At 69.4% G+C, this 19,878-nt stretch carries 17 protein-coding genes; 4 read left to right on the top strand and 13 right to left on the bottom strand.

All coding sequences use genetic code 11. The features are described 5' to 3' along the window. Positions 1–118: 118 nt before the first annotated feature. Positions 119–976, top strand: coding sequence for a fumarylacetoacetate hydrolase family protein (locus tag ACIBNA_RS05040; protein WP_399163868.1), 858 nt, complete (start codon positions 119–121; stop codon positions 974–976). A 166-nt stretch (positions 977–1,142) separates the two neighbouring features. On the opposite strand, the gene ACIBNA_RS05035 is transcribed toward ACIBNA_RS05040, so the two are convergent. From ACIBNA_RS05035 to ACIBNA_RS05015, 5 genes are read right to left on the bottom strand one after another with little or no spacing between them, the layout of a single operon-like run. After that, a complete protein-coding gene (locus tag ACIBNA_RS05035) occupies positions 1,143–2,549 on the bottom strand; it encodes a polysaccharide biosynthesis tyrosine autokinase (protein WP_399163867.1) in 1,407 nt (468 codons plus the stop codon). Next, on the bottom strand, positions 2,533–2,841 hold the full coding sequence (locus ACIBNA_RS05030; protein WP_399163866.1) for a hypothetical protein: 309 nt from the start codon (positions 2,839–2,841) through the stop codon (positions 2,533–2,535). The genes ACIBNA_RS05035 and ACIBNA_RS05030 overlap by 17 nt, the downstream gene beginning before the upstream one ends. Next, the gene (locus ACIBNA_RS05025; protein ID WP_399163865.1) at positions 2,829–3,821 is read right to left on the bottom strand and encodes a glycosyltransferase family 2 protein; all 993 of its coding nucleotides are present in this window, start codon (positions 3,819–3,821) and stop codon (positions 2,829–2,831) included. Before ACIBNA_RS05025 ends, ACIBNA_RS05030 begins: the two co-directional genes overlap by 13 nt. Beyond that, the gene (locus tag ACIBNA_RS05020; protein ID WP_399163864.1) at positions 3,818–5,125 is read right to left on the bottom strand and encodes an O-antigen ligase family protein; all 1,308 of its coding nucleotides are present in this window, start codon (positions 5,123–5,125) and stop codon (positions 3,818–3,820) included. Before ACIBNA_RS05020 ends, ACIBNA_RS05025 begins: the two co-directional genes overlap by 4 nt. Then, on the bottom strand, positions 5,122–7,152 hold the full coding sequence (locus tag ACIBNA_RS05015; protein WP_399163863.1) for a glycosyltransferase: 2,031 nt from the start codon (positions 7,150–7,152) through the stop codon (positions 5,122–5,124). Before ACIBNA_RS05015 ends, ACIBNA_RS05020 begins: the two co-directional genes overlap by 4 nt. A gap of 536 nt (positions 7,153–7,688) precedes the next feature. Here ACIBNA_RS05015 and ACIBNA_RS05010 point away from each other — a divergent pair. Continuing rightward, a complete protein-coding gene (locus tag ACIBNA_RS05010) occupies positions 7,689–8,171 on the top strand; it encodes an LAETG motif-containing sortase-dependent surface protein (RefSeq protein WP_399163862.1) in 483 nt (160 codons plus the stop codon). A gap of 100 nt (positions 8,172–8,271) precedes the next feature. Continuing rightward, positions 8,272–10,020: a DUF4012 domain-containing protein gene (locus ACIBNA_RS05005; RefSeq protein WP_399163861.1), complete on the top strand. Its 1,749-nt coding sequence runs from the start codon at positions 8,272–8,274 to the stop codon at positions 10,018–10,020. A 183-nt stretch (positions 10,021–10,203) separates the two neighbouring features. Here ACIBNA_RS05005 and ACIBNA_RS05000 read toward each other — a convergent pair whose 3' ends face one another. Together ACIBNA_RS05000 and ACIBNA_RS04995 are read right to left on the bottom strand one after the other, a co-directional pair. Then, positions 10,204–11,049, bottom strand: a complete 846-nt coding sequence (locus ACIBNA_RS05000) for a class I SAM-dependent methyltransferase (protein ID WP_399163860.1) — start codon at positions 11,047–11,049, stop codon at positions 10,204–10,206. Then, positions 11,046–12,584, bottom strand: coding sequence for a lipopolysaccharide biosynthesis protein (locus tag ACIBNA_RS04995; protein WP_399163859.1), 1,539 nt, complete (start codon positions 12,582–12,584; stop codon positions 11,046–11,048). The genes ACIBNA_RS05000 and ACIBNA_RS04995 overlap by 4 nt, the downstream gene beginning before the upstream one ends. Before the next feature lie 217 nt (positions 12,585–12,801). On the opposite strand from ACIBNA_RS04995, the gene ACIBNA_RS04990 reads away from it, so the two are divergent. Next, positions 12,802–13,647, top strand: a complete 846-nt coding sequence (locus ACIBNA_RS04990; RefSeq protein ID WP_399163858.1) for a class I SAM-dependent methyltransferase — start codon at positions 12,802–12,804, stop codon at positions 13,645–13,647. On the opposite strand, the gene ACIBNA_RS04985 is transcribed toward ACIBNA_RS04990, so the two are convergent. From ACIBNA_RS04985 to ACIBNA_RS04960, 6 genes are all read right to left on the bottom strand, one after another. Beyond that, on the bottom strand, positions 13,644–14,936 hold the full coding sequence (locus ACIBNA_RS04985) for a glycosyltransferase family 4 protein (protein WP_399163857.1): 1,293 nt from the start codon (positions 14,934–14,936) through the stop codon (positions 13,644–13,646). The genes ACIBNA_RS04990 and ACIBNA_RS04985 overlap by 4 nt on opposite strands. A 93-nt stretch (positions 14,937–15,029) precedes the next feature. Beyond that, the gene (locus ACIBNA_RS04980; RefSeq protein WP_399163856.1) at positions 15,030–15,800 is read right to left on the bottom strand and encodes a glycosyltransferase; all 771 of its coding nucleotides are present in this window, start codon (positions 15,798–15,800) and stop codon (positions 15,030–15,032) included. Continuing rightward, positions 15,793–16,794: a sugar transferase gene (locus ACIBNA_RS04975; RefSeq protein ID WP_399163855.1), complete on the bottom strand. Its 1,002-nt coding sequence runs from the start codon at positions 16,792–16,794 to the stop codon at positions 15,793–15,795. Before ACIBNA_RS04975 ends, ACIBNA_RS04980 begins: the two co-directional genes overlap by 8 nt. A gap of 465 nt (positions 16,795–17,259) precedes the next feature. Continuing rightward, a complete protein-coding gene (locus ACIBNA_RS04970) occupies positions 17,260–18,126 on the bottom strand; it encodes an LLM class F420-dependent oxidoreductase (protein ID WP_399163854.1) in 867 nt (288 codons plus the stop codon). A gap of 117 nt (positions 18,127–18,243) precedes the next feature. Next, positions 18,244–18,777, bottom strand: a complete 534-nt coding sequence (locus tag ACIBNA_RS04965; RefSeq protein ID WP_399163853.1) for a heme-degrading domain-containing protein — start codon at positions 18,775–18,777, stop codon at positions 18,244–18,246. After that, the gene (locus ACIBNA_RS04960) at positions 18,774–19,871 is read right to left on the bottom strand and encodes a Gfo/Idh/MocA family oxidoreductase (protein ID WP_399163852.1); all 1,098 of its coding nucleotides are present in this window, start codon (positions 19,869–19,871) and stop codon (positions 18,774–18,776) included. Before ACIBNA_RS04960 ends, ACIBNA_RS04965 begins: the two co-directional genes overlap by 4 nt. Between the last annotated feature and the right edge of the window lie 7 nt (positions 19,872–19,878).

The following is a 19,878-nucleotide window of genomic DNA, read 5'->3' as shown; positions in this document are numbered from 1 at the left end:
ACTGGGTATTGCGGAGCGGACGCCCAGCTTGGAGGATCGACCAGTCCTCCGATGGCTGCCCCGCCGCATCCGGGTCGCATGCCTCGGGCGGGCGCCCGCGATCGAGGGAGACGTGATCATGAAGCTGCTGCGAGTCGGTACGGCGGGGACCGAGCGGCCCGCGCTGCTCGACGCCGACGGGACCCTGCGGGACCTGTCGGGCGTCGTGCCGGACATCGACGGGGCGCTGCTCGCGGACGACGCGGCGCTCGGACGCGTCCGTGCTGCCGCCGACGCCGGTGAGCTGCCCGTACTGGACGCCACCGGGCTGCGGATCGGGCCGCCGCTGGGGCGGATCGGCAAGATCGTCTGCATCGGGCTGAACTACCACGACCACGCACGCGAGACGGGTGCCGAGCCGCCCGCCGAGCCGGTCCTCTTCATGAAGGCGCCGGACACGGTGGTCGGGCCGAACGACACGGTGCTCGTGCCGCGCGCGTCCCGCAAGACCGACTGGGAGGTCGAGCTGGCCGTCGTCATCGGGCGTACGGCCAGGTACCTGGGGTCCGCGGAGGAAGGGCTCGCGCATGTCGCCGGGTACGCGGTGGCGCACGACGTGTCCGAGCGGGAGTTCCAGATCGAGCGGGGCGGGACCTGGGACAAGGGCAAGAACTGCGAGACGTTCAATCCGCTGGGGCCGTGGCTGGTGACGGCGGACGAGGTGCCCGATCCGCAGCGGCTGTCGCTGCGGCTGTGGGTCAACGGGGAGTTGAAGCAGGACGGGACGACGGCCGAGCAGATCTTCCCGGTGGGGGAGGTCGTGCGGTATCTCAGTCAGTTCATGACGCTGTACCCCGGGGATGTGATCAACACGGGGACGCCGGCGGGGGTGGCGCTGGGGGCGCCCGAGCCCAAGCCGTTCCTTCGGGCCGGGGACGTCGTGGAGCTGGAGATCGAGGGGCTCGGGCGGCAGCGGCAGGAGTTCAAGAGCGCCTGAGGGGCGGGGCACACCGCCCTGCCTCTCCGTGGCACGAATCGAGGGCCTTCACCTTCCATGAGGTGAAGGCCCTCGCGCTTGGCGGTGACGCCGAGGGCGGACCGCTCAGGAACTTCGTCGGTCCAACACGCTCAACACCAGCCCCGGCCGGCGGCTGGAGCCGACGTCATCCGGATTTGACCTGGGCCCCTGTGCGCCGGTCTGACAGGGCGGCAGGCGGTGGCAGCAGCCCCGCCGCGGAGACCGTCAGGTCCGTCCGGTAGCCGTAACCATTCGACCGCGACGGTGCCGCATTGAGGACACAGCCGAGGAAACGGGCGTTCAAGGCGGTCAGCGCTTCAAGGGACTGGCGGAGGTGGCGGGTCCTGGTTTTGGGGCATCGCGCGACGAGGAGGGTGCCGTCGGCGAGCCCTGCCAGGACACCGGCGTCAGCGTACGGCAGCAGTGGGGGCAGATCGAAGAGAACGACGTCGTAGCACTCCCTCAGCCGGGACAGTAGTTCCTTGCATCTTCCGGAAGCCAGCAGTTCGCTGGGGTGGGGCGGCAGCGGCCCAGCGGGGAGAATCATCGGACCACCCTCGCCGAACTGCTGGACCACCTCTTCCAGTCGGGCGTGGCCGGACAGCACGGTCGTCAGTCCTTCCGCATCTCCCAGACCCAGGTATTGTCCACTGCGCGGTCGACGCAGGTCGGCTTCGACCAGAAGGACGCGGCGCCCGCCACGAGCCATCGCGATCGCCAAGTTGCAGGCGATGTTGGACTTTCCTTCGTTGGCCACAGGGCTTGTGATCGCGATGAGACGGGGCGGGGAGCTGATCTCGACGCACTCCAGGTGGGTGCGCAGGCGGACGAACGCCTCCGACCACGCGCCCTGGGGGCTGTGCAGGATCAGTGGATTGCGGGGAACGTTCGCATCGTACGGAATCGAGCCCAGGACAGGCGCGCCTGTTGCCTCGCGCAGATCGTCGACGCCCCTGACCTTGTCGTCCGTCAGAGCCCGCAGCCGTGTCAGGCCGACGCCGACCAGCGATCCCAGCAGCGCACCCAGGAGTCCGTTGAGCAACGGCCTGGGTGACACCGGACGGCTTGGTGCTGTCGCCCGGTCCAGCAACTCCGCGCTGACTGATCCCGTCCCGTCGTGGCGAATCCACCCCACACGGGGCAGCAGGACTTGGGCGGTGGCGTTGGCGATCGCGGCGGCCTTGTCGGCCGTCGGCGCGTCGGCGGTGAGCGCGAGGATCTGCACCCCCTCCTGGGTGTCAGCGCGGATGTGGCGGACAACCTGCCTGGTCGGCAGCCCCATGGTCTCGGCCGTGGCCTCGGCGACCTTGCCGGATTCGGCGAGCCGCGCGATGGTCGGCATCAGGTTCTGGGTGGTGTTGCTGACGTAGAGCTGCTCACCGGAGGCGGCGCCGCCGGTGACGAGCACGGTCGCGGTGGCCTCGTACCTCGGGGGCGTCATCGCGGTCACCACCAGGGCCCCGGTGATTCCGGCCAGGAGCGACAGCAGCACAAGCCCGCCGTTGCGCCAGGCCATGGAAAGCACCCGGGCGGCATCACGTGAGGTCGCCACTGGGCCCTCCCTTCGACAAGATGCCGGCCGTCTTCGCGGAGTGGGTGACGGGCCCACGACGGGGCTGGACCGACGCCTGATGGCCGGTGCGGCCCACGCCCGGCGGGTGAGGGACGAGGCGAAGGCGGAAGCGGCCACAGTGCGCGTCCAGCCATTGCGGGGCCCGCCCGGTGAGCGCGGAGGGGGCGGCCGCGTGGACGGTGATCTGGATGTCCGTCCGATCGGTGAGGACATCGAAGAGGCTGATCCAGTGTTCGGTGCGCTTTCCGGCAGCGGCGGTCAGAACGTGCATCGGCCCTCCCTTCTCATGGTGCTGGCGGTCGCGGTCAGGGCGATGCGGGCCACGTGCCACCAGGCCCTGCCCCGAGCAGGGTGCTGCCCGCGTCGGCGTGCGACGGAGAGCCCGATGCCCAGCAGTGCGCGGAGCAGTACCGCCGCCCTCACCAGGGGGTAAGTGCGGCGTCGGTGCCGGGCGAAGAATCGGAGCATGCTGCGGTACAGATGGGGCCAGATCCACGACGGATCTCGGCTGCTTGCCCCGACGACGTGTATGGCTTCGACCTCGGGTACGTAGTACACGCGGGCCCCGAGCCGCCCCGCCTGCCAGCACAGTTCCTCGTCCTCGTAGTACATGAAGTAGCCCTCGTCGAGACCGCCGAGCTGTTTGAGCAGCCCGGTGCGAATGGCCATGCAGGCTCCGGACACCCAGTCCACCGGGACGGGCGGTCCGGGGTTGCGGCAGGCGTCATAGGTGCGTCGCCGAGTTCTGCCGGACAGCAGGCGGCGCAACCCGACCGGCATCAGGCTTCCGCCGAAGCGGCTGGCCAGCACGGAGGTCAGCGACTCGAACGGGTGGGCGCTGATGGCGACGCGCCCGTCGGTACCGACGAGCCGGGGACCCGCGATGCCGACATCGGGCCGGGCTTGCAGCAGGGCGACCAGGGCTCGAGCAGTGGCCGGCGGCACCACGCAGTCGGGATTCACCAGAAGCACGATGTCGGTGTCCACCGTGGGGAGCGCCTGGTTCACCGCGGCCGCGAATCCGATGTTGGTCGGGTTGACAGTCCGCGCAACGGTGGGGAACCGGGTGGCGAGCACTCGTGCGGTCCCGTCCGTGGAAGCGTTGTCGACCACTCGTACCGCCAGCCCGGCGCTTCGCAACGCGGTGAGGCAGTCGGCGATGTGGGCCTCGGAGTGATAGGTGACGACGATCGCGGTGGCGACGGGCCCGGCGGTGCCCGGCTCGTCGGCTCCGGTCCGTTCGGCCGTCATGGGCGACCTCCTGTGGTCGGTGGATCGATGGTCCCGGTCCGGGTGGTGAGCAGCGTCAGTGCGGGCAGTAGCCCCAGTTCCCAATGGCCGTCGGTGGGGCCCGCGAAAGCCGCCGCTGCCAGGAAGCCGCAGACGAGAGCACCGAAGGCCAGAGGAACGCCATCCCGTACGGCGAGGGCCGCGCGCAGTGGGCGCAGCAGCGGCCACAGGACGGCGATGAGGCCGACGAGGCCCAGATTGGCGAGGATCATCACCCAGAAGACGTGGTAGGTCGGCCCGACGTCGGTGATCTTGAAGGTGGGGAGGTAGACATCGCGGGTCGTCTGGCCGAGACCGGCTCCGGTCAGCGGCCAGTCGGCGAAGACGCGCAGCCCGACCATCGCTTCGGGTGTCCGGTAGCCGGCCGTTTCGTCCAGGTGCTCGCCGGACAGCAGGATCCGGGCGCGCAGCCCGGCGCTGACAGCGGCTCCGCAGACCACGAAAACGGTTGCCCCGACCGCAGCCATGACCACGCTGAGGCGGACTCGCCTGGTGCCGCGCACCAGCAGAACCAGCAGGCCGATCCCGGCGGCCAGCCACATGGCCCGGTAGCCCGCGACAACCGTGTCGGCGGCGAAGAGGGTGATCAACGCTCCCAGACCGATGCGCCGCCACCCGCGGGTGCGGCCGGCAACGACGAGCAGCGGCACAAGCGCGAGTACCGAGAGCAGACCGCCGTGCCGCCCCGGCATCGTGAGCTCCAGCGCGGCGAGGGCGGCCCCCCCGGTCACATAGAGCACCGCCGCCGCTTGCATCCTGCGTGCGTTGGTCAGGGTGTGGGTGGTGACGAAGAAGTAGGCAGGGATGACCGCCATGTGATAGGTGGCGATCAACACCTGGTGGAGGGCGTGTCCGCGTGCCAGACCGAACAGCGCGCCGACCAGGGCGATCACCGCCAGGAGCGCCATCGCCTGGTCCACGGCGGTTCGCCGGGGTCGGTCGTCGGCCGCAGAAGCGGCGCGGCGTACCAGCAGCGCCAGGCAACCGATCGCCAGCACGCCGATGTGAAGGGCCGTGATGAAGGTGACATCGGAAGTGCCCAGCGCCTTGGCGGCCGCGACGCCACCGACGATGCCTACTGGGAGAACGGCCCATGGCCACAGGACAAATGTCACCAGGCACAACAGGGCCGCGGCGGGCAGGATACTCAGACGACCGGGAAGAACTTCCGCCGCAAGGGCTCCGGCGGAGCCGAGAGCGGCCGCGAGGCATGTGGCCGAAGCGGGAACGATGAGCTTCCTCGGAACGACGAGCAGCCCGCTCATGGGCCGGTCCTCTCCAGCCCCTCGAGCAGGCCCCGGATCTGCTCGCCCCGCGCCGACCAGCTGTTGCAAGCAGCAGCGGCGCGACGCCGGGCCAGCGCGGCCGGGCAGTGGCGCGAGTCCAATGCCTCCTCGATGGCCCGGACGAACCCTTGCGGGCCGGAGCCGAGATGGACGAGACCGGCCATCGGGATCAGAGACGGCAGCGGTGTGGCGGCGACAGGTTTACCTACGGCCAGGTACTCGTACAGCTTCTTCGGGTGCACGTAGTCGATCCGGCCGCCCACCCGATAAGGGATCAGGCCGGCATCACAGGCACGCAGTACGGCGGGCATCTCGTCAAAGTCGACCGGGCCCCGCAGATGTACGTTGGGCAGCCCCGCCAGCGGTGCACGGCCGGTACGGGTGGACGGCCCGACCAGCAGGAACGTCCAGTCGGGGCGAAGACGGGCCACGGCGGCCAGGAGTTCCGCGTCAAAGGCCCGGCTGTCGATCGCCCCGGCGTAGACGAGCCGCGGGTCGGCCAGCTGTGTGATCCACTCGTCGAGTGGACCTTCCGCGACGAACCTCTCCGGATCGCACCCGTTGGGGACGATCACGGGCGGGCGCCGTGAGGACGGCAGCCACCGCGGCAGCGCCGAGGACGAGGCCAGGACGAGATCTGCGGCGCCGACCGCCTTCCGCAAAGCGCTGCGCAGGTGGGGGCGGTTCCAGCGGTGCGTGAACGTCCAGTCCAGGTCCACTGCGTCATAGACGAGCAGATCTTCCCCCAGCCGACCGGCCGTCGGCGCGGCCAGGTCTTCATCGATCCACAGGATTCGCCGGCTGCCCGGGCGGCGGTCCAGCCAGCGGCGTACCAGCGCTGCGGCAACCCGGCGGTTGATCCAGTTGAGCGGGGGCAGCAGCCTGCCGAACGGCACCACGGTGGGAGGCACCGCGTGCCACAGGGATGGCGCGACCTGGCTGACGATGAAGGCCCAGCGAGGGCGTCGGCCCGGCGGGTCGACGAACAACACCCGGCGGCCGACTGCGAGTTCCCGGGCGAGGGCATGCTGACGGTGCGCTCCGGCGAGCCAGGGCACTCCACTGAGCATCACCGACCAGCTTCGCCCGTCACCGTCCGGCAGGGGGCCTACGTCGCCCTGGACGACGGCCCAGAGATCCCGGAGGCCGAGTTGACCGCGCCACCGCAGCGCGCGCCGAACCAGCCAGTCCACAAGCACCAGGGCCTGGAGTGTCCGCAACCGCCATCGGGGCTGCGTGACCTCGGCGTAGCGGATGAGCCCGTCGAGACGGAACTTGCTGCGAACGGCGGAGCCCAGCAGTCGGGTCGACGCACCGAGAGTGTGCGTAACGACCGCGTCCGGTGTCATCCAGAGCCGATGGCCGGCGAGGCGGAGGTTGCGGGCGAGCAGAACGTCATTGAAATAGAGCGGAAACCGCTCGTCGAAGACTTCGGCCGGATCCAGCACGGCACGGCGTAGCAGCAGACAGCTCGCAGACGGTTGTTCGACCTGCCCCTGGCGGGACAGGTCCGCTCCGCCCATGAGGTGTTCGCGCCATGGGCGCCTGAAACCCGGCAAGTACCGCAGCGTGGTGGCCAACGCCACGAGGCTGCGGAACGTGGGCAGGCGCATGTAGTGCTGTTGAACGCTGCCGTCAGGGTTGAGGTACAGCGGCGCCACACCAGCCACGTCGGGGCGCTCGCGCAGGAAACCGGCGAGGGCTGTGAGCGCTCCGGGCCACAGACGGACATCACTGTTGAGGAGAAGGATCATGTCCCCGCGAGCACGGGCGTACGCCTGATTGACCGCCGCGGCAAAGCCGAGGTTCCGCTCGTTGCGGAGAAGCAGCACGTTCGGGTGGGCGGCAAGCATGTCCGGGGAGCCGTCCCGCGACCCGTTGTCGACGACGATCACCTCATACCGCAGCCCATCGGTCGCGGCACGGGGCAGCGAGTCCAGACAAGCACGGGTTTCGGCACAGGTGTTCCAGCTCACCAGGAGCACCGATACTTCGGGCAGGGTCATCAGCTGTGCCACCCCGGCAGCCGGGCGAGCAGCTCGAGAGGATCGTGCCCACGGGGGTCCGGTCCTGCATTTCGGCGCGCAGACGCTCCAAACAGATCAATCATGTGAAGCACGACCATCCTCCGAGCGGCAGGCTGCTCGATCGACGCCACAAGACACTCGAAGCCGCATTAATTCATTTCAACCTCGGTTGGATATGGCTTTACTGGGTATTGGCCTATTCGGTCAGACGGTAATGGTGTCGATATCGATTCGGTTCCGACACGTCGGCGTGTCGTCTGTTTTTAGTGCATTCGTGCTACTCGCCTTTGCAATTCTCAGCGCCATTGCGGCGCCGGAAGGGTGTATGTCCTACACCCTTCCGGGGGGTCATCGCCCCCGTGGCGTTAGCTGTGCTTGACATGGCGTTATATCTGCCTGCGACAGGATTTTCCTCGTCACGGCCGACCCTGCCGCCGGGCCGGAAGCCATCCGAGAAGGTGTGAGGAGCGTGGAAAGTGACTACGTCTCGCAGACGGCGTAACGTCCTCGCCTCCGTGGCAGCAGCCGCTGTCATCGCCGCCGGCCCGCTGGTGCCCGCAGAGACGGCACATGCCGAGTACCCGCCGAATGCACCCAGTCTGAGCATCGATACGACAGGGATCGCCGGTGATCCGCTCACTTTCACCGCGACGGGGTTCGCCGCCAAGCAGCAGGTCGTCGCGGAACTCATCTCGAAGGCACCGGTGCTGGGCACGTTCTTCGCCGACTCGAAGGGCACGGTCTCGGGGACCGTCACGATCCCCGCCACCACCAAGCCCGGCCCACACACCTTCAGACTCACCGCCCGTGATCCGGACCTGGTCCTGTCAGCGGTGATCAATGTGCTGCCGCGACACCACAAGCTCCCGCCGGACGGTCAGCTCCCTGAGACCGGTTCCGGCCAAAGGACCTTCGTCATGTTCAGCACGGCTGTCGGTTTGCTGGCAGCCGGCGGGGGAGCCGTCCTCGTGGTACGACGTCGGCGCACGCGCCGCTGACCTGGCCGCCACCATGCAGCACTCCCCGGCCCCTGGAAGCACACGTCCCGCACAACCGCACCGCCGACGCCGGCGCGTCCGATATCTGCTGGCGGCCGTCGTGTTCCTGATCCTGGCGGGAGCGGCCTGGATCGCGGTCACCGGTCTGATCGCCCGTACCGAACTGCTGGCCGCACAGCGGGATCTGCACACGCTGCGGCAGTCGGTCAACGCAGGGCCGTCGCGGGACTCAGCCGCCGCACCCGTGCCTGGCACGTCGAAAGCCGAGGCGACGCTGCGTTCCGCGGCGGCACACGCTGCCCGAGCGCACGACCTCACCACCGGGCCCGCCTGGTACCCGGCAACGCACCTGCCCTTTCTCGGCGACCCGGCACGTATCGTGCGCGGCACGGCGCACGCCGCTGACCGGCTGACCCACGATGTGCTCACTCCCCTCGTCCGCAGCGTCCCGGATCTCACGGCCGACGCACGAGGCGGCGACACTCATCACCTGCTGACCGCCCTGCACGACGCGGCCCCGGCACTCGAACGCGCCGCGCAGGACGCCGCGGAAGTCCGTGCCCAGGCCCGCGGACTGCCACACGCCACCTGGTTGCCGGCAGCCGAGCGGGCCCGTACGCAACTGGTCCGCCAACTCGACCGGATTGCCCCGACGACGGCCGACGCCGCCCTTGCGGCCCGGCTCCTTCCGCCGATGCTGGGGGAACAGGGGCCACGGCGTTACTTCGTCGTCTTCCAGAACACCGCCGAAGCCCGCGGTACCGGCGGGCTGCCCGGGGCCTTCGCGGTGGTCACGGCCGACCGGGGCCGCATCGGCTTCGACACCTTCGGTAATGACACCGTGCTGCAGCCGACCCGGCCCACAGTGGACCTGGGAACGGATTACGCCGCCTTGTACGCCGCCAACGAGCCCACTCGGTTCTGGGGGAACTCCAATCTCAGCCCTCACTTTCCCTATGCGGCCCGTATCTGGGCCGAGGCATGGAGAGAGCACAGTGGCCAGAAGGTGGACGGGGTACTCGCCGTCGACCCCACTGCGCTGGGCCGGCTGCTGGAGGCCACCGGGCCGGCCCGTCTGCCCGACGGCTCCCTGCTCACCGGCGCCAACGCCGTGGAGCTCACCGAGCGAACGAGCTATGCGGCCTACCAGGACGTCACCGCCCGCAAAGCGTTCTTCCTCGACGTCGCCCGCACCGCCGCCACACAGTTGACCGGCGCCGCCAAGGATCCGCGGCGGATTCCCGCGCTGTTGCGGGCCGTGTACGACGTGCAGCGGGACGCACGTCTGAAGGTGTGGAGCACGCTCCCGGCCGAGCAACGCCTCATCGAACGCAGGGCATTCAGCGGCTCACTCCCCAAAGACGCGGGCCCCTTCGCCGGGGTCGTCGTCAACAACGCGGCGGCCACCAAGCTCGACTACTACCTCGACCGAAGGCTGACGTGGGAGCCGGGCCCCTGCACCCCGCACGGACGAACGGTCACCGCCACCGTGACGCTGACCAACCGGGCGCCGGCCTCGGGACTCCCGGCCTACGTCACCGATCGCCTCGACACCCGGGCCCGTTCCTCCAGGCCGGGTGACAACCGACTGCTGGTCTCCTACTACGCCAGTGCGGGAGCCGCCCTGACCGGGGCGATGCTGGACGGCCGTCGTATCCCGCTGAATCATGCCGTCGAACACGGCCACCCGGTGTACACCCTCGATCTGGAACTGCCCGGGGGGAGCACCCGCACCGTGACGCTGCACCTGTCGGAGCCGATCACCGATCGCGCCCCGACCCTGCTGCGCCAACAGCTGGTGAATCCGCTGCGGACCGAGGTGAAACCGTACCCCCCGTGCCGCCGTTGACGACGGCCGCAGCCGTTCGGCTCCGTCACCGGTCAGCCGGGTTCCGGCGTGGCGATCGGCCCACCGACTCCCCGATCCGCATGGCACGGCGACGCGGCCCCACCCCACCCTGGGCCGCAGTTCGCGTACCACCATTCGTTGATGCTTGCCGAGGACTGGGTGACCGGGAGACATCGGGAGCGATCAGCGGATCGGCGGGTTCTCCGGCAGCCGGGCGAGCAGCCGCAGGTGATCGCCGAGCCGCGGATGGGTGGTACGCGGTGAGCCGCAGGCGGCCCAGTCGGCGAACAGCAGAGACATCCCCGACGGGCTGGGCAGGCGGGAGGGCCTCATGTAGTACCGGGCGAAGACGGTGTCGCAGCGCTCGACCACGAAGCCGCACTCCTCCACCAGCGTCGTCAACGACCGCGCCGAGAAGTGCCAGCGGTGGCAGTCCGGCTGCAGATGCGGCCATGATCCACCCTGCCGTTGGGCGGAGGACGATGCGATGTTCGGCACTTCGAGGGCGAGCCATCCTCCGGCGGTGAGCGATGCCCGGGCCTTGGTGAGGAACCGCCGGGGCTCGTCGACGTGTTCGAGCACATGGAAGGCGCACACGGCGTCCACCGCGGTGGTCGGTGCGACCGTCTCGAAGCAGCCCTGCCGTACCGGCACCTTGAGCTCGCCCCGCGCATGGCGGACACAGACCTCGGACAGTTCCACTCCGTCGGCTGCGATGCCGGCTCTCCGGGCGGCTTCGATGAAGTAACCGCCTGCTGAGCCGGCCTCCAGCAGAGACCTCGGGCGGGTGGCCGACAGGAGCCACCGCATCCGTCGGGCGGCTTCGTACCGCCACTGCCCGGCGCGGGCGAAGTAGCGTCGGTAGTAGTGGCCGTCAAAGAGGTCCCACTGGTGTGCCCCGTCGCCGTTCGCGGCGGTCCAGTGGAATGCGCAGGCCGGGCAACGGCGCAGCAATCCGTCGAAGACCGGCTCGTCGCCCGCGGCCTGGTGGCAGAGGGGGCAGCGGGTCGCTTCCATCTGCAAGGTCATGTGTTGCTCCTTTTCCGCACGGAAACCGCGCCGCGATGTGGTGTCAACCCGGCGAGAGCCATGCGCAGTCGGGTCAGGTCTGATGCGCCGAAGAATCCGAGCAGGGCCAGCAGCGTGGCCGCGACCAGCACGGTCAGGCCACCCCGGCAGGCGACTGCCACGGCGGCGTCGGCCCGGTCCGTCCCGGGAGCCAGCCGGAACGTGACCAGACAGGCAAGGGTTCCCGCCGTCACGGCCGCGAAGACGGGTGGCCACAGTGCCCGCAGTAGCGGTGCCACCGGCCGCCGGGAAATGCTGTGGAAGTGCGCGAAGAAGTAGACGGTGCTCACGCAGGCCGCCAAGCTGGTCGCCAGCGGGACCCCCCAGGGACCGAGAAGCCGAAGCAGCGGAATGGTGAGCAGCAGATTGAGCACGGCGGCCAGCACTGTGCCGCGGGTCTCACACCCGGGCCTGCCCTCGGCCCGGGTCACCATCGCGGCCGCGCCGGCGATCACACTCGCGGCGCAGCCGGGGGCCAGGACCATGATGGTCACTGCCGCGGCAGGCAGTGGACGGCCGAGCCACATCCGCACCAGCGGATCGGCCGACACGACCAGGACGGTGGCCGCGACCGCGGCGAACGCCGTCAGATACCGGGTCAGATCGATGTAGAGCCGGTCGAGCCGACCGGGTTCATCGTCGGCCGCCGCGGCAGCCGACGGGAAGGCTGCCGTGAGAATGACCCCCGAAGGCAACCGCAGCAGCCCGACAAGGCGGCTGCCCAGGTCGAATCCAGCTACCGCCGACGGACTGTGGAAGCCTGCGAGCACCAGCCGGTCCGTCTCGCTGTTGACCGCGGCTGCCGCGCCTGCCACCTGGACACGTGAGCCGTACGACGCCACATACGCCACATCGGACGGTCTGATGTCCCGCAGGCTGGGCGTCAGCCCAGCGGCGTACCGGCGGGCCAAGCAGACGAACATCAGTGCCCGCAACGCACTGCTCACCACCACCGAGGCGGCCAGCTCCACCAGCCCGCCGCCCAGCGTGACCACCGCTGCCGCGAGCCCCGCGCCGAGCACAGCGGTGCCGGCGACGACCCAGGCCACCGGACCATAGCGCTGGGTGCCCTCGAGCACGCTCCGCCAGGGCAGCGCGAGGCTGTCGAGAAGAAAGCCCACCAGCAGGAACAGGGCGGCGCCCCGCGCCGGCGCGGAGAGCTCACCCAGTTGGAACACGCGGGCCAGCCACGGCCAGCAGATCGCCGTCCCGGCAAGGGCCAGCGCGGAGAGAACGGCACCCCACACAACGCCCAGGCCCAGTACGGCGCAGACCTGTCGCTGCCGCCCGCCTCCGACGGCTCGGGCGACCTCCCGGATCTGAACCGAGCCGAGCCCCAGATCGGCGAGCGACACAATAGCGATCAGACCCGTAAGCAGCGCCCACACACCGTACGAGCGGGCGCCGATGCTCCCGTACACCACCGGTAGCGACGCGACGCCGGCTAACGCGGTGGCGACCCTGGCCGCGAGAAGCCTGGCGCTGTTGCCGGCCACCCGAGCCGCAACGGCTTCGGCCGGAGCGGCGCTACCGCTGGAGGACTCGGGCGGGCTAGCCACCGGGAACCCACCCGGACCGGTCAGGAGCACAGAACGGATCCAGCTTCATGGCATTTATGTTTTGCCGTCACATCCCATGCCCGCCACTTGAGAAGCCAGGATTGCGTCATAAGGGAGCGAATCACTACACGCATGCGCGCCGGTACCTACCTGGATGACGCCGTTCGCCCTGTTAATCTCCGGCCACAAAGGGCTCTTCCCCAACAAGATCGAGTACTCAATCATGCCGGAATCCAAGACAGTCGGCGGGCAGCACGGCACACCCCTCAGTCCGCCGACCCATGCTCGGCCGTCACGCCAGGATGCCCAGCGGATGAGCGGCCTGCGCTGCGTGTGCTGCGGGAGCCGCAGTTTCACGCAGCGTCCGGCCTTGTGGCTGAAGCTGATCGAGGAGTGGCGGCTGAGCGAGGAGGAGGCCGGCTATATCGATCGGCAGCAGGGTTTGCATTGCACCCGCTGCGGGGCAAGCCTCCGGTCCCTGGCCCTGGCCCATGCGATCATGAAGGTCTACGGCTCGACGAGACTTTTTCCCGTCTTCATGCTTCGCCATCCTCTGCTCAAGGTCCTTGAGATCAATCGGGCCGGAACTCTTCACCGCTTCCTGCGGAGGATGCCGCGCACGAAACTGGTGAGCTTCCCCGATATCGACATGATGGCGCTTCCCTTCGATGACGCGTCGATGGACCTGGTTGTGCATTCGGACACGTTGGAGCATGTGCCCGATCCTGTACAGGGACTGCGCGAGTGCTTTCGCGTGGTCCGGCCGCGAGGCTGGGTCTGTTTCACGATTCCGGTTGTCGTCGGCCGGCTGACGCAGACGAGGGCCGGTAAGCCCCCGAGTTACCACGGAGTGCCGCCGGAGGGGACACCCGACTGCCTCGTCCATACGGAATACGGCGCTGACATGTGGACCCACGTCATGGAGGCCGGCGGCGGCGAGTGCCGCATCATCCGTCTCGAGTTTCCCGCCGCTCTCGCCATCGCCGCCCGTAGGTTCTAGTTCGGCGTCCCGGTCTTGACTGCGGGCTGATCAGAATCCTGCTCCGCTCGATGCGTCGGCCGTGTCACGGTGCGGCGGTCCGAGGCCGTGCCGTGCGCGAGGTGCTGCCAGGTGTGGCAGAGGTCGTCGGCGATCCTGCGCCAGCTGAATTCGTTGTCGGCACGGCTGCGTCCCTCGGCGGCGAGCCGCCGGGCGAGGCCGGGCTCGTCGCGGATCCGGGCCAGCCGGTCCGCGAGCGCCGCGGCGTCGCCGGCGGGAAAGAGCAGGCCCGTGGAGCCGATGACGTGGGGGATGTCTCCGATGTCGCTGCCGACAACGGGGACGCCGCAGGCCATGGCCTCGATCAGAACCCGCCCGAACTGCTCCCGCAGCGGGATGCCGATCCAGGGCACCACATTGCGCTGCACGATCTCGACCGACGGCAACGCCAGCACGCTCATCCGGGCCAGCAGCGAGGGCAGTTCAGCATGGTCCGCCCACCGTGTGAGCCGGACCCGCCCCGGACGGCGCTCACTTGCCCGCTGCACCTCGCCGCTCAGGGTTCCGTCGCCCACCACCTGCAGGTCGCAGTCGAGAAGCTCCGCGGCCAGGAGCAGGTCGCCGATGCCCTTGTGCGGCTCCAACCGGCCGACGAACCCCACGGTGAACGTCTGTGGGCGCTCCTGCTCGCGGGGGCGGAAGACACCGGTGTCGACCCCCAGTGGCACGACGGTCGCAGGCCCTGTGTAGCCCTTGGCGCGCAGCACGCGCAGTGCGCTCGGGGTGATCGGGAACGCATGGCTGACGGCACGGTAGGCACGCCGTTCCAGGAGTGGGAACGGGAACGGGAAGCGCATCACGATGTTCTGGGCCGCGTAAAGGGTGACCGGTGTACCCGGCCGGATCCGGTCGCGCAGCCTGATCGCCTGCCAGGTGGACAGGTAGGCGGCCTCACCGATGACATGCACGACGTCAGGTGCGGGCACGTCGCGCAACGCGTGCCCGGTGCCAGGGGCGAAGAGTACAGAGGCCATGTGACCGGTTCTGTCTTCCCCGAGCAGATGAGGCCGGAGCACGGGGCGGAAATTGCGGTATCGGTCTGCCAGCCCGCGCAGCCCTTGCTCGGTCAGCGGTGATACGTCGGCGGCGACCACCGTCAAGGTGACGTCGGGGCGGTCTGCGAGCGCGGCGAAGAGGTCCAACCAGTGTTCTGTGCGTTTTCCGACCACAGTGATCAAGATGTGCATGGCATGGCATCCTTCTAGTTCAGGCGGCTGGTAGTGAGAGCGAGCCGGACCACGCCGGCCCATGCCCGGGCCCTGAGTTCCGGGTGAGGGAACATTCGCGCGGGGAAACGGCGCTGAGGGTCACACCGAGAGACGCCCGGGCACATGTGGCCGGAGCTATATGGCATCCCTGCTGCTCGCTCTGCGCAGGTGCACGGCCGTAAGTGCGGGCACATACAGCACCTGGGCTCCGCGCCGCCAGGCCTGCAGGCACAGTTCCTCGTCCGCGTAGTACATGCAGGAGCCCTCGTCGAGACCACCGATCTCGGACAGCAGGGAGGCCCGCACCGCCAGGCAGGCCCCGGACACCCAGTCGACGGTCACCGCACGCCCGTAGCGGCCGCAGTCGGCGTAGGTACGACGCCGTTTCCTGCCCCAGAACAGCTGGTGCAGTCCCAGCGGCGCCAGGTTGCCGCTGAGGCGACCGGTCAACGCCAAGGCGAGGGAACCGAAGGGATGTGCGCTGGCGACGAGCCGCCCGCCCGGGTCGATGATGCGGGGACCGACAACACCTACCTCTGGCCGGAGCCGCAGCGTGGTGACCAGAGCCCGTGCGGTGGGTTCCCGCAGGATGCACTCGGGATCGACCAGAAGCACGACGTTTCCGACGGCGCCCGGCAGGGCCTGGTTGACGGCCGCGGCGAAGCCGACATGGACGGGGTTGGCGATCAGCTCGATCTCGGGGAAGTGTGCCGCGACAACGTGCACGGTGCCGTCGGCGGACGCGTTGTCCACGACGCTCACCCGCAGCCCGGCGTGACGCAGGGCTGACAGGCAGGCCACGACATGGTCCTGGGAGTTGGAGGTCACCACGATCGCGGTGGCACCCAGATCGCTCACGGGTGCCGCCGTCCCGGTGGTGCGGGCGCTCGGGCCGGCGCTAGCCACGGGGAAATCCACGGAGCAGATCGAGCAGCGTGCGCGCGAGCAGCATGAGGTCCAGACGGGGGGAATGGCAGCCCACATAGAGCAGGTCGCAGCGGAGCTTTTCCTCCACACTCGCTCCGTAGCCCCCGGTGAGCTGTGCGATACCCGTGAGTCCCGGCCGGACCAGGTGGCGCAGGTCGTAGTGGGGGACGTTCCCGAAAGTCGTGATGAGTTCGGAACGCTCCGGGCGAGGCCCCACCAGGCTCATCTCGCCGCGCACGACATTCCACAACTGCGGCAGCTCATCCAGCCTGGAGCGGCGCAGGAACCGGCCGAATGAAGTCATCCGGGGATCATCGGCGGCAGCCAGCACCGGCCCTGTCGCCTGCTCCGCGTCCACTCTCATCGTGCGGAACTTGATGATGCGGAAAGGCCGGCCACCCGCGCCCACCCTGTCCTGGAAGTAGAACATGGGGCCGCCTCGGCAGACCAGCATCGCTATGGCGAGCATGACCGGAATGACGAGGGGCGCGCCCAAGGTCACCAGTAAAAGATCGGACGCTCTCTTGATCCGAGCACTGGAGGCACGGTTTCGCGCAGTTGCCCGCAGCCGCAGCCACGGCAGCCCGCCGAAGCGGTAGAAGCGTGCCGAACCCAGCAACCCGTAGGCGGGCTGCGCCAGTACGAATACTTTGACGCGATGCGCTCTGCACAACTCCACCAACCGGTAGTCGAGGCCTTCCAAAGGGGCCTTCACCAGTAGCAGATCGGGATGATCCAGTACCAGTGACGCCTCGAACTCGGCAAAACCTTCGGAGAGCGTGACGCGCCTGACGACGTCGAACTCTTCCTCCAGGTTGTCTGAATCCCCGATCTCCTGTGTCGACTCGGCTACAATGACCTTTCGTTTCCTTCTCCATCGCACTACGGAGGGCGAAGGGACTTGACGGGACCGCCAGTTGACTCTCCCGGTCGAAGAGCTCTCAGTGACCGGAATCAGGGTGGCGCGGTTCATTCGCAATACTCCATTCCAGTTGCGAGATCGCACACCTCAGCGAAGCCAGTCAAATCTGGGCTTCAGAAGTTAATCACACAATACGTATGATGAAGCGGATGGCGCTCTGCGAAACTGGAAGGACTACCTGTTGGGAGCAAAGGCTGGACGGTCGCTGGTGCCGTCGATGAGAGCAGTACTTGAGCGCCGTGAGAAGGCTGCTTTGGTGCGGGTGGCGGAACTGCGGGCCGAGTTCGATCGGGTGAAGGCAGCCCTCGCGGAGGAGGTGCTGCATCACCGGTGATCGGCCCGGAGCAGTATCTCGAGGCGCTGGGAGCAGGACGCGTTCGCCCCGGCCGTCCATCCACGCCGGCACCGGCAGCGCGGCCCGCACTACCACCCTCTCGGCGTCCGTCATGTCCGTGCCGTAGCGGGGGCGGCGGTCCGGTTGGTCGGCCGCGTTGCCGAACCTGTCAGCGGTCGCCCTCATGCAAGGAGCTCGGCCAGGTCGCGCCACGCCTTCCTCGGGAGGGTTTCCCGGGGCTCGCCGTCCAGGATCTGGAGGGCGAGGTGGTCCGCCCCCGCCTCGAAGAAGGCGTCTATCTTGGCGCGGATCGCCGTCTCGTCGCCCCAGGCGAACAGGGCGTCGACCAGGCGGTCGCTGCCGCCGTCCGACAGGTCGTCCTCGGTGAAGCCGTGCCGGAGGAAGTTGTTGGTGTAGTTCGGCAGCGGGAGGTAGACCTCGAGGAACTCGCGGGCCAGGGCGCGGGCGCGGGCCGGGTCCGTCTCCGGGATCACCCCGAGTTCGGGGGCGAGCAGGGGGCCTTCGCCGAGGAGTTCGCGGGCGTGCGCGGTGTGTTCCGGGGTGACCAGGTACGGGATCGAGCCCGCCGCCCGGTCGCGGGCCAGCCGGAGCGACTTCGGGCCCAGGGCGGCCAGCAGGCGGCGGTCCGCCGGCACTCCGGCGGCGTCCAGGCCGTCGAGGTGGCCGACGAGCGCGGAGTAGGGACGGGAGTACTGCTCCTCGCGCTTGGCGTGGCTCACTCCGAGGCCCAGCAGGAAACGCCCGGGGTGGGCCGACTCCAGTTCCCCGAAGGCCGTGGCGGCGGCGTCCGGCTCGTGCTGCCAGATGCTCTGGATGCTGGTGCCGAAGGTGAGCTTCGAGGTCGCCTCGATCAGCGGGGCGGCGTTGGCGGCGGAGCTGTTGCCGCCCAGCCAGACGGCGCGGTAGCCGAGCTCCTCCAGTTCGGCGGCGGCCTCGGCGAGTTCCCCGCGGCGGTCCGGGTCCTCCGAGCGCAGGCCTACGCTCCAGATGCCGTACCGGCCGACGGTTTCCTTCAGGGCGGTGGTCATCGGTTGGGATCCCTCCGGTTGGGCGCCGTACGTGATCACGCGTACAGCAGGTGCCAACCGGAGGAGTCCGGCCGTAATTCCAAGTCGGCGCCGTTGATTTCGGCGCGCCGGCGGTCGCTAGCGGTCCTTGCCGAGGAACTCCTCCAGCGCCTCCACCACGAACCGGTGGTCCTGGAGCTGCGGCAGCCCCGACACCGTCACCGCGCCGATCACGCCGACGTCCTCGACGGTGATCGGGAAGGAACCGCCGTGTGCCGCGTACGTGTCGGGGTCGAGGCGCGAGGACTCCTCGAACGTCGTGCCCTTGGCGCGGAAGCGGGCGCCCACCAGGTAGGAGGCGGAGCCGTAGCGCTCGACCACACGGCGCTTGCGGGCGATCCAGGCGTCGTTGTCGGGCGTGGAGCCGGGCAGCGCCGCGTGGAAGAGCTGCTGGCCGGCGCGGTGGATGTCGATCGCGACCGGGGCCTGTCGCTCCCGGGCCATGCCGACGAGCAGCGAGCCGAGCGCCCAGGCGTCGTCATGGGTGAACTGGCGGAACACCAGGCGGCGTTCCTCCTTCTCCAGCTCCTCCAGGCTCGGGGTGAGCTCCGGGTGGAACTTCGGGGTCAGCTCCTGGCTGTGCGAAGGGTTGTGCGTGCTCTTGTGGGTCACAGGGTCACCGTCACCTTCTCGCGGGCCGAACGACGGGCGGCCTCCAGTACGTCCAGGGCGGCGGCCGCCTCCAGCGCGGTCGCCGGGTTCGGGGCGCCCTCCAGCAGGGCCTTCGCCACGGCCGCATAGTAAGCGGGGTAGTCGCCCGGGAGGGTGGGTTCGGGTCGGCCGCCGCCCGTGATGGGGGACTCGCCGGAACCCACGCGGCCCCACAGCGACTCGGGCTCCACGCCCCAGCCGGGCCCGGGGCGGTGGCCTTCGCGCAGGGCCGCCTCCTGGGGGTCGAGGCCGTACTTGACGTAGCCGGCGGCGGAGCCCAGGACGCGGAAGCGGGGGCCGAGCTGGGCGGTCGTCGCGGAGACGTAGAGGTGGGAGCGGACGCCGCCTGTGTGCGTGATCGCGATGAACGTGTCGTCGTCCGTCTCGGCGCCCGGGCGGCGGATGTCCGACTCCGCGTACACGGCGGCCGCCGGGCCGAAGAGGACCAGCGCCTGGTCGACGACATGGCTGCCGAGGTCGTACAGCAGACCTCCGATCTCTGCCGGGTCGCCGGACTCCCGCCAGCCGCCCTTCGGCTTCGGACGCCAGCGCTCGAAGCGGGACTCGAAGCGCCGGACGTCGCCCAACTCGCCCTCGTTGAGCAGCTTGCGCAGGGTGAGGAAGTCGTTGTCCCAGCGGCGGTTCTGGAAGACGGAGAGGAGCAGGCCGCGCTCCTCGGCCAGGGCGGCCAGCTCGCGCGCCTCGGCCGCCGTGCCCGCGACGGGCTTGTCGACCACGACCGGCAGACCCGCCTCGAGCGCGGTCGTCGCGAGCGGTACATGCGTCTTGTTCGGGGACGCCACGACGATCAGGTCCAGCTCGGCGGCCCGGTCGAACAGCTCGTCCGGGCCGGAGGCGAGGCGCACGTCCGGGAACTCGGCGCGGGCCTGCTGCTGCCGCTCGGGGTTCGAGGTGACCACCGTGTCGAGTGTGAGGCCCTCGGTGGCGGCGATCAGCGGGGCGTGGAAGACGGAGCCGGCGAGGCCGTAGCCGACGAGGCCGACGCGCAGGGGCGAGCCGGGTGTGCCGGAGGTGCCGAGGGGTGTGCCAGTCATGCCGCCC

The sequence above is a fragment of the Streptomyces sp. NPDC050164 genome (assembly GCF_044459945.1).
GTDB classification, from domain to species: Bacteria; Actinomycetota; Actinomycetes; order Streptomycetales; family Streptomycetaceae; genus Streptomyces; species Streptomyces coeruleorubidus_A.
The sequence above is the reverse complement of the archived record's forward strand: the minus strand, read 5'-3'. Positions and strand labels throughout refer to the sequence as shown.

Coding starts and splice junctions, on each gene's coding strand:
- ACIBNA_RS05040 (WP_399163868.1), top strand. CDS start 119: ATGAAGCTGCTGCGAGTCGGTACGGCGGGGACCGAGCGGCCCGCGCTG.
- ACIBNA_RS05030 (WP_399163866.1), bottom strand. CDS start 2,841: ATGCACGTTCTGACCGCCGCTGCCGGAAAGCGCACCGAACACTGGATC.
- ACIBNA_RS05025 (WP_399163865.1), bottom strand. CDS start 3,821: ATGACGGCCGAACGGACCGGAGCCGACGAGCCGGGCACCGCCGGGCCC.
- ACIBNA_RS05020 (WP_399163864.1), bottom strand. CDS start 5,125: ATGAGCGGGCTGCTCGTCGTTCCGAGGAAGCTCATCGTTCCCGCTTCG.
- ACIBNA_RS05015 (WP_399163863.1), bottom strand. CDS start 7,152: ATGACCCTGCCCGAAGTATCGGTGCTCCTGGTGAGCTGGAACACCTGT.
- ACIBNA_RS05000 (WP_399163860.1), bottom strand. CDS start 11,049: ATGACCTTGCAGATGGAAGCGACCCGCTGCCCCCTCTGCCACCAGGCC.
- ACIBNA_RS04990 (WP_399163858.1), top strand. CDS start 12,802: ATGACGCCGTTCGCCCTGTTAATCTCCGGCCACAAAGGGCTCTTCCCC.
- ACIBNA_RS04985 (WP_399163857.1), bottom strand. CDS start 14,936: ATGGGCCGGCGTGGTCCGGCTCGCTCTCACTACCAGCCGCCTGAACTA.
- ACIBNA_RS04975 (WP_399163855.1), bottom strand. CDS start 16,794: ATGAACCGCGCCACCCTGATTCCGGTCACTGAGAGCTCTTCGACCGGG.
- ACIBNA_RS04970 (WP_399163854.1), bottom strand. CDS start 18,126: ATGACCACCGCCCTGAAGGAAACCGTCGGCCGGTACGGCATCTGGAGC.
- ACIBNA_RS04960 (WP_399163852.1), bottom strand. CDS start 19,871: ATGACTGGCACACCCCTCGGCACCTCCGGCACACCCGGCTCGCCCCTG.